Here is a 14,554-nt window from a genome sequence, read left to right as displayed (position 1 = left end):
CAAAAGAAGCAGGAGCGTAAGCCATGGCACACGGTGGCGGCGGTGAAGGCGGCGAAAACAGCGAACGCTGGCTGGTTAGTTACGCGGACTTCATCACCTTGTTGATGGTGTTGTTCGTGGTGCTGTACTCCATGGGTCAGATTGATGTGGAAAAGTACAAGCGGCTGGCGGAGAGCATGCGGGCGGCGTTTTCACTGGGCGGGGCGGCGCGCGTGGTGGATGTCCAGATCAACCAGAGCGGCGGCAGCATTGAAAACGGTCAGCCCAAGCCGATTGTCGTGCCGGGCATTCCGGAAGCTCCGCCAAAATCCGAAGAGGTGGCCGGCCAGTTGACCCGTATGTTATCCGGTACGCAGTTCGGCAATGAAGTCAGCGTGCAGACCAACATCGAGGGTGTACTGATTTCGCTGAGTGAAAAACTGGTATTCGCCCCCGGAAGGGCAGAACTTTCTCCCTCTGCTCTGGAAGTGTTGCACACCATTGTAGAGATGGTGCGGCCGATTGACAATCCCATTCGGCTGGTGGGGCATACCGATGACTCCTTGCCCGCCGATTCACCCTACCGAAATAACTGGGAACTATCGCTGGCACGGGCGATGAGTGTGGCGGACTTTTTGATGCAAAACGGAATCGCCCCCAGCCGTCTGATCATTACCGGGCGGGGGGAATATGACCCCATCTTTCCAAACGATACACCCGCTCACCGTGCGCTGAACAGCCGCGTGGATATCATCATTGTTTATCCCGTTGAAAACAGTGTGATCGGGGTTGAAAACCTGAATGTAGCCCCCAATGTTCCGCAGCCTTAATGAAGGAGCATGAGCAATGAGTAAAGTATTGAGCATTCTCAGCATTGCAACCAAAGTGATGACCTTTCTGGTGGTCACGGCCATTGCAGCCATTTCGCTGGCGACTGCCTACATCATGTTTGCGCCGGATGATTTCCCCAAGCCGTTTCATCTGGTTTACGACTATTCACGCAGCAGCCTGCCGTTAGGGACGGTTGAGGCAGCCGCAGAACCAACTCCCACCCCGCATGTCTATCAGCCGGGCGAGGGGATTATGGTCAACATGTCCACCAAAATCATCAATCTGGCCGACCCCAGCGGGCGTAAATACATCCGCCTGACGGTCGTGCTGGAATTTGCGCCCGAAGAAGCCCCGGCAGATGCAAAAACCGCTAAATCCTCCGGTGATCATGGGGCGGGAGAAACGGCTGCGGCAGGAAATGATTTTGAAACCCGCATTCAATCGCGGATGCCGGTGATGGATGATGTGGTGATTACGCTGCTTTCCACCAAAACCTTTGAAGAATTGTACACTGCCGAGGGCAAGGAACGGCTGCGGCAGGAACTGATGCAGGCCATTTCGCAGCGCCTGCCGGAATTTCATCTGCTGTCCGTCTATTTCACAGAATTTGTGGTGCAGTGACCCATGTTATCGCAGTCGGAAATTGACGCACTACTCAAAGGCGCCATTGAGGTTGACCAGAAGGACGGTCAGGAAAGCGTCAATCTTGCCGAACTGATCAATCAGGGCGGCGAGCAGCGCGGGCGCGCCGAAACCGAGGGAGGCAAGAAGGTGACCGCCTACAACTTCTGGTCACCGGACCGCTTCTCCAAGGAACAGATGCGCGCCGTGGAACTGGTGCATGAAGACCTGACCGAGCGGCTGACGACCTCGCTGCCGACTTTTCTGCGCACCAATTTGCGCCCGCGTCTGGTACACACCGAACAGGGACGCTTTCATGATTTTCTCAAAGATTTTCCGCCCAACTCGCTCTTTCACATGATTAACCTTGCTCCGCTGCCCAGTCAGGTGGTGATTACGATGAGCCCCAACATCAGTTACCTGATTCTGGAACAGCGGCTGGGCGGAAAGATCGAGGGCCGCTATCAAGACCGCCAGTTGACCGAAATTGACCAGTCGCTGCTGCGCGGGTTGGTGGAGCACATGCTGGGTGATATCAAAGCCGCCTGGAGCAAGGTGGTTTCAGTGGAACCCACTCTGGAAGATTCGACCACCAACCAGCACTGGGTGCAGATGATTATGGGCAACGAACGGGTGATGCTGCTGACCTTTGAATTGAACATTCAAGGCACCACCGGCACGATGAGTATGTTCATTCCCTTCAATACCCTCAAACCGATTGCCAACGTACTTAATCCACACATCTGGATTGCCGGGCGCAAAGAACAGCAGCAGGATTACACCACCCGCGAAAAAGTGCTGCAGAACATGCAGCGGGTTACCCTTCCCATCCGCGTGCCGCTGGGTCAGGCTGAACTGCATTTGAGAGAAATTTTAAATCTGGCTGTCGGAGATGTCATCCAGCTGGATACTTCCATCCGTGAGCCGCTGGTGGTGGAAGTTGCCCGCCGCAAGCGGTTCACCGGCAGAGTGGGACGCAGCGGCCGCAATCTGGCCATTCAAATTAGCGGGGTCATTCGCGAACCGGCCGACCCTGCCGATGAGATCGAGAGGTGAATGATGAACGAGCAAAATCTCAATGAATTTGAAAATTCTTCCCCACCTGTTCGCACCGCCTCCTCCAGTGCGGTCAAGACTTCCACGCGCGAAAGCGCCAGCATTGACCTGTTCATGGATGTCATGCTGAAGGTGACGGTTGAATTGGGGCGCACCCGCATGACCTTGCAGCAGGTTCTGGATTTGCAGAACGGTTCGGTGGTCGAACTGGACCGCCTGGCCGGGGATCCGGTAGATGTGTTTGTCAATGACCTGCTGATCGCACGCGGCGAAGTGGTGGTGGTGGATGATAAATTCGGCGTGCGCATTACCGAAGTGATCAGCCCCGAAAACCGCAAGGGTGGTCTATGATGTCGTCCTGGATAAACCGCATCAAGCAGTGGTATGCGGCTGCCAGCCGGCGGCAAAAGATGCAGGCCGGGCTGCTGGCGCTCAGCCTGATTGCCTGCCTTGCGCTGGCTTTGGGTGGCGGGGCTGCCCCTCAAGCCAACGCCGGTGAATTTTCTGGCCTGTATTTTGTGGGGGTGGCGGTAAAACTGGGAGGCGTGCTGCTGATGATTGTTGGCTTTGGCGTGCTGGCAATGCGCTGGACGCGCAACCCGCGCCGTTTGGGCCGCGGCGGTCAGATGATGGTGGCAGAATCGATCCGTCTTTCTCCCAAACAAGCCCTGCATCTGGTGCAGGTGGGCAATCAGCACTTTTTGATTGGGGCAACCGACCAGAATATTGCGCTCATTTCCGAAGTCCACCTGCCCAACACTGCCGAAGAAGAGCAGCCCATCCCCATCGGACAGGATTTCAACCGCCTCTTACAGGGATTTTTACAGGTCAAAACCAATGGAAAGGGATAATTTCGCCATGAAAAACAAAGCATGGTTGACCAGCCTTTCCGACCGTCAAAAGACAATCATCCTGCTGGTTGCGCTGGCGCTGGTTTCATTGTTTTTGAGCGGCTGTGTGGGTGATCCCAACCTGAGCGCGCCGGGCGTAACCCTGACCATTGAGCCGCAGGGTCAGCCAAAACAGGTGACCAGCGGGGTGCAGCTGCTGGTACTGCTGACCGTGCTTTCGCTGGCTCCGGCAATTCTCATCCTGGCCACTTCATTCACCCGCATTGTGATTGTGCTGTCCATGCTGCGCAGCGCCATCGGTTCACCCACCATTCCGCCAAATCAGGTGGTGATTGGTTTATCGCTGCTGTTGACCTTTTTTATCATGTCGCCGGTTTATCAGCAGGTGGATCAAACGGCCATTCAGCCTTATCTGAAAGAGGAAATTGACCAGGAAACGGCCTTCAAGCGGGCGGTCGAGCCGGTGCGGGCTTTCATGTTCGCCAATACCCGCGAAAAAGACATCCAGTTGTTTTTGGATTTGAGCGGCGAGCAGCGCCCGCAAACCCTGGAAGACATCCCCACTGTCGCGCTCTTTCCCGCTTTTGTCATCAGCGAACTGCGCACGGCTTTTACGATGGGGTTTGTGATTTTCATCCCCTTTTTGATTATTGATCTGGTTGTTTCCAGTGTGCTGCTTTCGATGGGCATGATCATGCTGCCGCCTTCGCTGGTGGCGCTGCCGTTCAAACTGCTGCTGTTTGTGATGGTGGATGGCTGGTATCTGGTTGTGCGCAGTCTGGCGTTGAGTTTCTTGCAATGAGGAGGATGCCTTGACCGAAGCCTTTGTCATGACTCTGGCGCAAAAAGCGATCACCATGGCTCTGATTCTGGCGGGGCCGGTCATGCTGGTCAGCCTGCTGGTGGGCAGCCTGATCAGTCTGGTGCAGGCGGCAACCCAGATCAATGAGCCGACCCTTTCGTTTGTCCCAAAGATGATCGGCATTATTCTGGTGCTGGTGATTTTGGGTTCGTGGATGCTGCAGCAAATCCTGGTATTCACCGCCGAGTTATTCAACTCTCTGCCGGGGTTGACACCCTGACCTTTTGCAACGGAGCAATTCAATGCTGACTCAACGTGTCCAGGCCATTCTCCAATCGGTTAATCATCTGCGGCCAATTCCCTCGAATGTGACGCGTGTGCTGAAAGAATTGGAAAATCCCAGAGTCAGCCTTGGGATGATTGCCGAATATATTGGGCTGGATCAGGCGCTGGCGGCGCTGGTGCTGCAAATGGCGAATTCGGCGTCGTTGGGGTATGGACGCACGTGTACGTCTTTGAATGACGCAGTGGTGCGCATCGGCGTCAAGCGTTTGAAGTCGCTGCTGCTGGCTTCGGTGGCGGTTGACTCGATGAATCGCCAGTTGAGCGGTTACCGCTTGGGGGCCGGCGAGTTATGGAATCATTCGGTGGGTACGGCGGTTACCGCTGAATGGGCAGCCCGCACACTGGCTTATCCCGATCCGGAAGAGGCTTATGTTGCCGGCCTGCTGCACGATATTGGCAAACTGCTGCTGGATCAGTATGTGCTGACCGATTACAGCCAAATCATCCTGTACGTTCAAAAATACAATCAACCGCTCTGGCTGGTGGAAGAGAAATTGATTGGTATTGATCATGCCCGCGTAGGCGGCTTGATTGCCCAACGCTGGGGCTTTCCTACGGTTTTAATGGATGCCATTTCATTTCACCATTACCCGTCATCCGCCCACGCCAGCCCGGTTTTGCCGGCCATCGTCAACCTGGCCAACTACCTGACCATTAAGGTACAGGGCAGCCAGCAGGGTCTGTTTTGCGATGTGCTCCATCCGGATGTGCTGACCATTCTATCGCTGGATGAAGCGCGTTTGGAGCGTTTTCAACAGCGTGTTGGCGATATTTTAGGGGTATCGGTTTAAGGAAGAATCGGTCATGGAAGAGCAAACCAGGCGTATCATCCTGCTGATACCGGATGCCCTGCAGCGCGACCTGGCCGGGCTGGCTTTGCAGCGCGCCGGTTTTGAGGTTGTGATGGCTCGTGAAGCAGCCGACCTGCCTGATCTGCTCAGCCGTTACCAGCCGCAGGCTTTACTGTTGGACTTGTTTCTACCGGCTGCCAACGGACTGGAAGTACTGGAAGGGCTGCAGCAGGCGCAAGCCCTGCAGGGAACGCTGGTGTTTGTTGTTTCACGGCTGGCGTTTCCCGAAGTGGTGCTGCGCGCCAGAGAACTGGGGGTTGTTGATTTCTTTGTCAAACCGCTGGATGCCCAAGGCCTTGCGCAGCGCATTCAGCGTGCTTTGCAGGATTGAATTTTTTACGCCATATTTAGACGAGCTTCACTCCGACTTTACGGAATTTTTTGCCCGAATCCGTTATCCTGAAACTAAGTTCTGCCGTGGGAGAGAACGATTGTGATTGTTTCGGTCGCGCAGGCTCAGTTGTATTTTCTTGCCCTGACCCGGATTCTGGCGTTGATGATTGCCGTGCCGGTGCTGGGCGGGCAGACCATTCCCTTACAGGTGCGGGTTGGACTGGGATTGATCCTGGCGGCAATTTTATTGCCTTGGCAGCCTCTGCCGCCTCAAACCGAGTGGATGGACGGACTGGCTTACGCTATTTGGGTGGCTCGTGAAGTATTGATCGGTACGCTGGCCGGGTTTGCCGCCCGACTGACCTTCGGTGCGCTGCAAATTGCCGGTGAAGCGATGGGTTTGGGCAGCGGTTTTGCTTCCAGCCGCCTGTTCAATCCCGCCATTGCCGAAAGTTCCACCGCGCTGGATCAATTTTTTATGATGGTGGTGATGCTTTATTTTCTGGTGATTGACGGGCATCACCTGTTTTTGATTGCGGTCAAAAAAACCTTTGAAATTTTGCCGCTGATGGCGCCGCTTCCGCTCGACCGCATGGATGTTCTCATGCAAACAACCGCTCAGTTAATTCTGGCGGGAGTACACCTTGCGCTGCCGGTGATGGCCGCCTTGTTTTTGACCGACCTCACGCTGGGTTTACTGGCGCGGGTTGCTCCACAGGTGCAGGTTTATTTCCTCGGTTTGCCGTTGAAAATTGGCGTTTCGTTGATTGCCATGGGGCTGGTCATCGTTGTGGGACTGCCCTTAATCGGCAACCTGTACCGCGAAATTGCGCCGCGCATGCTGACGTTGATTGGGAATTGAGCAATGAGCAACAAGACCGAAGCCCCAACCCCGCGACGAATTGAGGATGCGCGTAAAGAAGGACAGGTGGCGCGCAGCCAGGAATTGAACACGGCTGTCATTCTACTGGCGGCGGCTTTTTTGTTGCGCGGGCCGGGCAAAGAAATCAACACCTCATTTGCGACGCTCATCACCCAATCGCTGGCGCAGATTGCAACGGTCGAATTGAGTGAGAAAGTTCTGCTGCAAATGGTTTATTCAATTGGCAGTCAGGTACTGCCGCCGTTGGGTTTGATGCTCTTCGCGCTGATGTTCACGGCAATTGCCGTTACCATGGGACAGACGCGCTTTTTGTGGACGAGCAAAAAAATCGGTTTCGATTTCAAGCGGCTCAATCCGCTCAACGGTTTCAAACGCATCTTTTCCCTGCGCGGTTTGGTGGAAATTGTGCGCGCTCTGCTCAAACTGCTGGTGGTGGGCTGGGTGGCGTACAGTTACCTGCGCGGTCATATTGAGGAATTCGCCGTCCTGCTGCAAACCGACTACCGCAGTGCGTTGAGCCTGTTTGCGGATCTGGCGGTTAACCTGATGCTGCGGGTGGGCGGTGTTTATCTGGTGCTTGCGGCTGCCGATTACGCCTATCAGCGCTGGGACTGGCTGCGCAGCCTGCGTATGACCAAAGAGGAAATCAAAGAGGAATTCAAGCGTTCGGAGGGTGACCCATTTCTGAAAAGTCGTATCCGCGCTCAACAGCGGCGGATTGCCCGCAACCGAATGATGGCTAAAGTCCCCAAGGCAACTGTAGTGGTCACCAACCCGACCCATCTGGCAATTGCCATCGAGTATCACGAGGGGATGAATGCCCCGCGCGTCATCGCTAAAGGCGCGTTGCGCGTAGCCGAAAGAATTGTGGCGATTGCCCGCGAACACAACATTCCGATTGTTCAGAATATCCCGCTGGCGCGGGCGATGTACAAAACGATTGAAATTGACCAGGAGATTTCCCCGGATTTGTATCTGGCTATGGCGGAAGTGCTGGCGTACGTGTACCGTCTGCGCGGACGCAGCCCGGCACAACCTCACCCCGTGGGAGGATAAAAAGGCAAAAGATGACCACAGCAACGCGTACTTCTAACCCGATGATCCAGTCCCTGCAGAGTTTACTGCGCTCCAAAGATATTGTCATGGCGTTTACGCTGGTGGTGATTGTCGGCCTGATGCTGGTGCCCCTGCCGCCGCTGCTGGTGGACTTACTGGTGGCCTTTAGCATTGCGGTTTCCATCGGCATCATGCTGCTCACCATGTACATCCGCCAGCCGATGGAATTTTCAGCTTTCCCAACCGTTTTACTGCTGGTCACTCTGCTGCGCATGGGCATCAACATCTCGGTCAGCCGGTTGATTTTGCTCAACGGCGAAGCCGGCGCAATTGTGGCTACCTTTGGTAATCTGATCGTTGGCGGTAACTATGTGGTCGGCTTTGTTATTTTCTTGATCCTGATGATCATCCAGTTTGTGGTGATCAACAGTGGGGCGGGCCGCGTGGCAGAAGTGGCGGCGCGCTTCACGCTGGACGCCATGCCCGGCAAGCAGCTGGCGATTGATGCCGACCTGAACGCCGGTTTGATTGATGAAAGCGAAGCCCGCCAGCGCCGCAAAGCCATCGAAGCCGAAGCCGATTTTTACGGGGCAATGGACGGCGCCAGTAAATTTGTGCGCGGCGATGCGATTGCCGCCATCATTATCATGCTGGTCAACATCATCGGCGGGTTTGTGATCGGCGTGCTTCAGCGCGGCTTATCGTTGGCGGATGCCCTGCAAACCTATGTGCTGCTGACGATTGGGGCGGGTCTGGCTGTGCAGGTGCCGGCGCTGCTGGTTTCGGCAGCCGCGGGTTTGATTGTGACCCGTTCCACCTCGGAATCCTCGCTGGGCAACGAGCTGTTCGGACAGATTTCCAATTTCAATGTGCTGGCGGTAGGTTCCATTCTGGTGGCTTTGATGATGCTGGTGCCGGGTCTGCCCAAACTGCCATTTGGGTTAATCAGCGTGGGGTTTGGGGTGGGTGCTTATTTTGTCAACAAAGCCCGTCTGGAAGAACAGGCCGCTCAGGTGATGACTGCTGCCGCGCCGACCGTTGCCGAACCCGAAACGCCGGAACAGATGCTGGAAATGGTGGTGGTTGACCCGATTGAACTGGAAATTGGTTACGGGCTGGTCCCGCTGATTGAAGAAGATGCCCAGGATAACCTGCTGCGGCGCATCACCAGTATCCGCCGCCAGTTGATGGCCGAATTGGGGCTGGTGCTGCCGGTGGTGCGCATCCGCGATAACCTGCGCCTTGCCCCGAACGCCTACCGCATCAAAATTCGCGGGCAGGAAGTCTCCAGCGGTGAATTGATGATTGACCGTATGTTAGCCATTCCGGGTTCGAGTGTGGATGGTGAATTACAGGGTATCCATACCATTGAGCCGGCCTTTGGGCTGCCGGCAGTTTGGATCAGCGAAGCCGAACAGAATCAGGCCGAGTTGAAAGGGTACACGGTGGTTTCGCCGCTGTCCGTGCTCAGCACGCATCTGACCGAAACGGTGCGCAACCACGCCCCCGATTTGCTCAGCCGGCAGCTGGTGCAGGAAATGATCAATCAACTGCGCCAGAAGTCACCGGCTTCGGTAGAGGGGGTCGTGCCCGAAATGTTGACGCTGGGTGAGGTGCAGAGTGTACTGCGCAACCTGCTGCGCGAAAGAGTGCCGATTCGAGACTTGAGCGGCATTTTGGAGGTACTTGCCAATCATGCAGCCGTGACCCGCGACCCGAATATACTGGCGGAAGCCGTGCGCCAGACCATGGCCAACACCATTTCGGCGCAGTACCGCGATGAGAACAACACCCTGCATGTGTTCACCCTTTCGCCGCAGGTTGAGTCGCTGCTACGCAGCGCTTTGGTATCCACCGATAATGGTCCGGCGCTTTCGCTGGATGCCGGACTGGCGCAAACCCTTCTGATGAAAGCCGGTGAGCAAATGGAAGGACTGGCGCAGCTGGGGTATTTCCCAATTCTGCTCTGCCCGCGAGAACTGCGGCTGGCCTTCCGCCGGCTGGCGGCGCAATCGCTGCCCAATCTGGTGGTGCTGGCCTTTTCCGAAGTCAGCCCCGGTACGCGGGTTAAAGCCCACGGCATGTTGGATTTGGGGGCGGTGCTGGGGAATGGTCAAAGTTGAGCATGGTGAGAGGTGAGCATGGAAACGCGCAAATATCAATGTGAAACGATGTTCGAAGCCCTGCAGCGCATTCAGGCTGAACTTGGCCCGGATGCCATTGTGCTCTCGGCGCGTGAAATTCCGATGGGGCCGGTGTGGAATGTGTGGCGCAAGAAGGGCGTAGAGGTGGTCGCCGCCCCACCGCTGCAAAACACGGCTGCCCAAACCGCCCAACCGAAAACCGTTCTGCGCCGCAGCGCCGATGGCGCTCACATTGAGTTTGAGGAAGCGGCGCCAGCCATTGAGTGGGTAGGTGGTCAACCGGCCTTCCCGCCGGGTGAAAAGACCCCAACCCACCAACCCCAGCGCTGGTCACCGCCCCACCTCAGCCGCGCCGAGGTGCGCTCTGCCCAAAAACAGATAGCCCGTCCTGCTGTTGAGGAACTAAAAGGGGCGGCGCTGGAATGTCCGCCTGTCGAGCCGGAAGCCCCGCCTGCAACCGCCGCTGCCCGGCAGCTGCCCCCCAGTTTGCAGCGCGTTCAGCAGCGGCTGCTGGAGCAGGGTGTCGAGGCCGATTTTGTGCGGCGCACCTTGCAACGCCTGAACCAGACCCTTGGCGCAGCGATGTTGAAAGAGGATGATTTATGCGTTCGTTATGTTCAGGAAGTCCTGGCTGCTGAACTGCGCCTGCCGGCTGCGGGGGCGTTGCGTCTGCCGGGGCGTTGGGTTTGCCTGGTGGGCGCCAGCGGCAGCGGAAAGACCAGTACCACCGCAAAACTGGCAATGTTGTACAGCCAGCACCTGGCTAAAAAGGTGGTGTGGGTATGTGCGGATACCATCCGCACCGGTGCGATTGCTGAAGCACGCGCCTACACCGATGCGCTCAACATCCCGCTCAGACTGGTTTACCGGCCTCAGGATGTTCAACTCATTGCGGACGAAATACAGGATGCGGATGTGTTTCTGGTAGATACGGCCGGTTTCAACCCCTGCCGGGAAGATCCGCTGGTTGAATTGGGCGAACTGCTCAGCCAGATTCCCCAGCGGGTGACCTGGCTGGTAGCCTCGGCGCTGACCCGCGAGAGTGATCTGGTGCAGATCAGCGCCGCGCTGGGTGTTTTCCGCCTGAATGGAATGATCTTTACCCGCATGGACGAAACAATGACCTTTGGCAGTGTCTATAACTTTGCGCGGCGTACTCCCTACCCACTGCGTTATTTTGCGTATGGCAAGGAAACCGCCGCTAAATTTCAGGCCGCCGAAGCCTCCCGCCTGTGCGCGGCACTCTTTGGGAAAGGATGGAATCAGGACTGATGGCGAAGAATAAAGATCCCCAACCGGAAAAGGAACAAAAGACAAAGAAACCGCCTGCCGGGAAAAAACCGCCCGCACCGCAGGTAACCCTGCCGCTGTTTGCCGAGGTGTTCTTTTCCTTCTCAACCCTGATTTTGCTGCTCGTCACGCTGGTGATTGTACTGGTTTCCTTCATGTCCGGCGCGACGCTGATGGAGGTCTTTCTCCGCGCTGTGGTGGGTGTGGTTTCGCTGGGAAGTGTGTTGTGGTTTCTGACTTATCAGGTGTCTTCCGGTCTGGCAAACAGCCGGGTTGCGGAGCAAGCCGTTCGGCAGGAAGCCGCACCCCATAGCGGAAAGGTCAATGCTCAAACCGGCGGAGAGGCAGCAAGCCAGCCGTCCGCCGGCGAGGTGAAGGAGTAATTCTGAATGGCTGTTCAGGAACTTTCGACAGCGGCTTTGGAAGTGTATCTGGTAACTCGCAGCGCCGAAGCGCGCGAGCAGCTGGTGCTCCAATCGGTGCCGCTGGTTCGTTACCTGCTCAGCCGCCTTGGCATTACCCCTGATTTGGGCAGCGAGTACGAAGACCTGCTTCATCAGGGGTTGCTGGGTTTGATTGAAGCGGTTGACCGCTATGACCCTCAATTTGGCACACGCTTCAGCACCTATGCCGCCGTGCGTATCCGCGGAAAAGTGCTGGATTACCTGCGTTCGGTGGACTGGATGAGCCGCACCGCCCGCCAGCGGGTGCGCGCCATCCAAAAGGCGGTGGAGGAACTGTGGCTGATTCATCAACGCGAGCCGACCGATGAGGAAATTGCCGCTCACCTGAAAACCGACGTGGATACCGTCCAGCGCGGCCTGATGGATTCCAATCGCTTTATGCTTTCGCTGGATGCGCCCGCCGATGTGGACAGCGAAGAGAGCGACCTGCACGACCGGCTGGGCGATGAACGCCAGGTTGACCCGCAGGAACTTTCGCTGGATGAGGATTTGCGCCAGCAGCTGGCGAAAGCCATCCGCAGTTTGCCGGAGCGGGAACAACTCGTGTTGTCTCTGTATTACCATGATGAATTGAACTTCAAAGAAATTGGAAAAGTTTTGGGAATCTCCGAATCGCGCGTGTGCCAGTTGCATGCGCGAGCATTGATCAACCTGAAGGTGGTGATGAGCCATGAGTAACATTCCGCGAGTCTCACTGGAAGATACCTACACGCTGCTTCAATTGATGCGCGAAACGGCCCTGATGAAGGGGCGGCAGGCACAGGCTGACAAGCTCAACCCGGTGACCGAGCAAATGCGCACGTTGGTGGAAAACAGCCGGAAGACGGATCAGGCCGCTGCCCCGCTCACCCAGCCGCCGGCCGGCATTTTGGGGCAGGCTGACTTCCAGCAGCTGCTGGAGGTTTCCAAAAACCGCCCCGCCACCCAACCGCCTGCTGCACCGGCAAGCGACCCGGCCGAGCGCAATCGTCTGATTGTTGCCATGGCTGCTGCGCAAATGTCCGAAGTGGATATTGCCCGCCAGATGGGGATGACCCGTGAGGAAGTGCGCCTTGTGTTGAGTGTTCAGCAGCGCAGCACCCCGAATGTTCAAGGAGGTTATATCCGATGATTAAAGGCATGTATTCGGCAGTTTCGGCAATGATTATGAACGCCGCCCGCCAGCAGATTCTGGCGCACAATGTGGCCAACATCGAAACGCCCGGCTTCAAGCAAATTCTTACCGATGCCCAGGATTGGGCGCAGACACCGGTTTTGTATTCCCCCGGCAACGTGCTGCAAAACCAACGGCTGAGTTATGTGGGGCTGTTGGGGCTTGGCACACAACTCGGCCCGCAGGTGACCGATTTCACGCAGGGCGGTTTGCAGCTGACCCAAAACCCGCTGGATCTGGCCATCAAAGGCGAAGGCTTTTTCCGCGTGCGTACCCCGCAAGGTGATCGTTACACCCGCGACGGCAGATTTTTGCGGGATGCGCAGAACAATCTGGTCACGGTGGATGGTTATCTTGTATTGAACGAAGGCGGTCAGCCCATCCGCCTGCCGGACGGCGAGATTATGGTGTTGCCGGATGGCAGTATTCAGGTCAACGGCGCCCAGGTGGCACGCTTGGGGCTGGCGCGCTTTGCCGATCCGCGCACCGAACTTCAGCGCGAAGAAGGCAACCTTTACAGTGGACCAGCGGCTTCTACCCAGCAGGGGCCCGTGCGGGTGGTTCAGGGAGCCCTGGAAATGTCGAACGCCAACCCCACCCAGTTGATGACCCAACTGGTGGAAGTCGGGCGCGCTTACGAAGCCGCTTTGAAAATGGTGCAAAATCAGGACGAATTGCTGGGTAAGACCATTGCCTCACTGGGCAGAATTGGATAGGAGTGCCGTTATCATGTCATCTTCCCTCTTTCACACCCTTAATATCTCCCGGCAGGATATTCTCAGCCGACTGCTCGATCTGGATGTGGTTTCCAACAATCTGGCGAACATGAACACGGCCGGTTTCAAAGCCAGCCGCTCGAACTTCCAGGAATTGCTCAATCAGCGTACATTGGAAGGGGTTACCCTGGCCAGCACGCAGGCGTTGATGCGCCAGGGTGCCTTACGCCAATCGGCAAACCCGCTGGACTGGGCGATTCAGGGCGAGGGTTTCTTTCAGGTCAGGTTGCCGGATGGAACTACCGGCTATACCCGCGACGGACAATTTCTGCTGGATTCCAGCCGTCAGCTGGTTACGGCGGCGGGCTACCGGCTGGTCTGGAACGGGCAGATACCCGACGGAACCACGGATATCTATATCCTGCCGGATGGCAGCGTGCAGGCCACCCTTCAGGATGGCACACGCCTGATTGCCGGTCAGGTACAACTGGCACGCTTTGTCAACCCCAGCGGCTTGTTTTCGCAGGGGCATAATGTCTGGCTGGCAAGCCAGGCTTCCGGCGCGGCGCAGGTTGGAACGCCGGGCTCGGCAAATTTTGGGATGATCGCCGCGCACGCCGTCGAACAGTCGAGCGTGGATTTATCCAGCGAAATGACGCGGTTAATGTCTCTGCAGCGTTCCTTTCAGATGTCGGTGCGCACCTTTCAGCAAACTGACACGATGATTGCGCAGGCGCTGAATCTGCGCAAGGGGTAAAGTTTGAGCCAAAACATCCGATACTGTAAACACGTGATTTATCTACCGTTTTTGGCTCCTGGAGGTAAGACCTATGAAGATTGAGAACAATGGAATCAACCCCTTAACTCCGCAAGGCGCAGACCCTATCCAACGCGCTGACCGCAAAATGGTCAAGGAGGCCAATGGCTTTGCTCAGCGGCGGGATAGCGTTTCGCTCTCGTCGGATGCGCGCCTGCTGGCAAAGGCGCGTTCAGCTGCAGACAGCGCGCCGGAACTGGAAAATGAGCGCCTCAATCAAATCCGCCAGCGAATTGAAAGCGGCGATTACACCATTCAGGTGGAGGAAATCGCCCGCAAACTGGCCGCCCGAGCCTACTTTAAGCCCTGATAGATGACTCAAGTGGAGAGACGGTATGGTAAATCACGATCAATTTTGCGAA

19 protein-coding genes are annotated in these 14,554 nt (G+C 56.5%); all 19 read left to right on the top strand.

The annotated features are described in order from the left end of the window. Positions 1-23: 23 nt before the first annotated feature. The 19 genes from VAE48_RS03670 (at position 24) to flgM (ending at position 14,502) form a co-directional block, all read left to right on the top strand. Positions 24-809, top strand: coding sequence for a flagellar motor protein MotB (locus VAE48_RS03670; RefSeq protein ID WP_322791964.1), 786 nt, complete (start codon positions 24-26; stop codon positions 807-809). Positions 810-825: 16 nt separating this feature from the next. Beyond that, positions 826-1,431, top strand: coding sequence for a flagellar basal body-associated FliL family protein (locus VAE48_RS03665; protein WP_322791963.1), 606 nt, complete (start codon positions 826-828; stop codon positions 1,429-1,431). Between the two features lie 3 nt (positions 1,432-1,434). Continuing rightward, positions 1,435-2,487, top strand: a complete 1,053-nt coding sequence (fliM, locus tag VAE48_RS03660) for a flagellar motor switch protein FliM (RefSeq protein ID WP_322791962.1) — start codon at positions 1,435-1,437, stop codon at positions 2,485-2,487. After that, the gene (fliN, locus tag VAE48_RS03655) at positions 2,488-2,838 is read left to right on the top strand and encodes a flagellar motor switch protein FliN (protein WP_322791961.1); all 351 of its coding nucleotides are present in this window, start codon (positions 2,488-2,490) and stop codon (positions 2,836-2,838) included. It abuts the gene before it with no gap. Then, a complete protein-coding gene (locus VAE48_RS03650; RefSeq protein ID WP_322791960.1) occupies positions 2,838-3,338 on the top strand; it encodes a flagellar biosynthetic protein FliO in 501 nt (166 codons plus the stop codon). Before fliN ends, VAE48_RS03650 begins: the two co-directional genes overlap by 1 nt. A gap of 7 nt (positions 3,339-3,345) precedes the next feature. Next, positions 3,346-4,140, top strand: coding sequence for a flagellar type III secretion system pore protein FliP (fliP, locus tag VAE48_RS03645; protein WP_322791959.1), 795 nt, complete (start codon positions 3,346-3,348; stop codon positions 4,138-4,140). 10 nt (positions 4,141-4,150) lie between these two features. Beyond that, complete coding sequence (gene fliQ / locus VAE48_RS03640; RefSeq protein WP_322791958.1) at positions 4,151-4,420, top strand: flagellar biosynthesis protein FliQ; 270 nt, start codon at positions 4,151-4,153, stop codon at positions 4,418-4,420. A gap of 22 nt (positions 4,421-4,442) precedes the next feature. Continuing rightward, entirely contained in the window at positions 4,443-5,276 is an 834-nt protein-coding gene (locus tag VAE48_RS03635; protein WP_322791957.1) for an HDOD domain-containing protein, read from the top strand. A gap of 13 nt (positions 5,277-5,289) precedes the next feature. Beyond that, positions 5,290-5,667 (top strand): response regulator, encoded by a 378-nt coding sequence (locus VAE48_RS03630; RefSeq protein WP_322791956.1) that lies wholly within the window; start codon positions 5,290-5,292, stop codon positions 5,665-5,667. Between the two features lie 102 nt (positions 5,668-5,769). Then, complete coding sequence (fliR, locus tag VAE48_RS03625) at positions 5,770-6,531, top strand: flagellar biosynthetic protein FliR (RefSeq protein WP_322791955.1); 762 nt, start codon at positions 5,770-5,772, stop codon at positions 6,529-6,531. Between the two features lie 3 nt (positions 6,532-6,534). Then, entirely contained in the window at positions 6,535-7,608 is a 1,074-nt protein-coding gene (gene flhB, locus VAE48_RS03620; protein WP_322791954.1) for a flagellar biosynthesis protein FlhB, read from the top strand. Between the two features lie 11 nt (positions 7,609-7,619). Then, a complete protein-coding gene (gene flhA / locus VAE48_RS03615) occupies positions 7,620-9,731 on the top strand; it encodes a flagellar biosynthesis protein FlhA (RefSeq protein ID WP_322791953.1) in 2,112 nt (703 codons plus the stop codon). 18 nt (positions 9,732-9,749) lie between these two features. Next, a complete protein-coding gene (locus tag VAE48_RS03610; protein ID WP_322791952.1) occupies positions 9,750-11,024 on the top strand; it encodes a hypothetical protein in 1,275 nt (424 codons plus the stop codon). Next, positions 11,024-11,425, top strand: coding sequence for a hypothetical protein (locus tag VAE48_RS03605; RefSeq protein ID WP_322791951.1), 402 nt, complete (start codon positions 11,024-11,026; stop codon positions 11,423-11,425). Before VAE48_RS03610 ends, VAE48_RS03605 begins: the two co-directional genes overlap by 1 nt. 6 nt (positions 11,426-11,431) lie before the next feature. Continuing rightward, positions 11,432-12,184: a FliA/WhiG family RNA polymerase sigma factor gene (locus tag VAE48_RS03600; RefSeq protein ID WP_322791950.1), complete on the top strand. Its 753-nt coding sequence runs from the start codon at positions 11,432-11,434 to the stop codon at positions 12,182-12,184. Beyond that, complete coding sequence (locus VAE48_RS03595; RefSeq protein ID WP_322791949.1) at positions 12,177-12,617, top strand: hypothetical protein; 441 nt, start codon at positions 12,177-12,179, stop codon at positions 12,615-12,617. Before VAE48_RS03600 ends, VAE48_RS03595 begins: the two co-directional genes overlap by 8 nt. Beyond that, positions 12,614-13,375, top strand: coding sequence for a flagellar hook-basal body protein (locus tag VAE48_RS03590; protein WP_322791948.1), 762 nt, complete (start codon positions 12,614-12,616; stop codon positions 13,373-13,375). Before VAE48_RS03595 ends, VAE48_RS03590 begins: the two co-directional genes overlap by 4 nt. 13 nt (positions 13,376-13,388) lie before the next feature. Beyond that, the gene (locus tag VAE48_RS03585) at positions 13,389-14,132 is read left to right on the top strand and encodes a flagellar hook basal-body protein (protein ID WP_322791947.1); all 744 of its coding nucleotides are present in this window, start codon (positions 13,389-13,391) and stop codon (positions 14,130-14,132) included. Positions 14,133-14,205: 73 nt separating this feature from the next. Further along, a complete protein-coding gene (gene flgM / locus VAE48_RS03580; RefSeq protein WP_322791946.1) occupies positions 14,206-14,502 on the top strand; it encodes a flagellar biosynthesis anti-sigma factor FlgM in 297 nt (98 codons plus the stop codon). Positions 14,503-14,554: the final 52 nt, after the last annotated feature.

Origin of the sequence: Bellilinea sp. (genome assembly GCF_034432615.1) — a bacterium.
Classification (GTDB): Bacteria; Chloroflexota; Anaerolineae; order Anaerolineales; family Anaerolineaceae; genus Bellilinea.
Note: the sequence above shows the minus strand (reverse complement) of the source record. Positions and strands in the feature narration are given on the sequence as shown.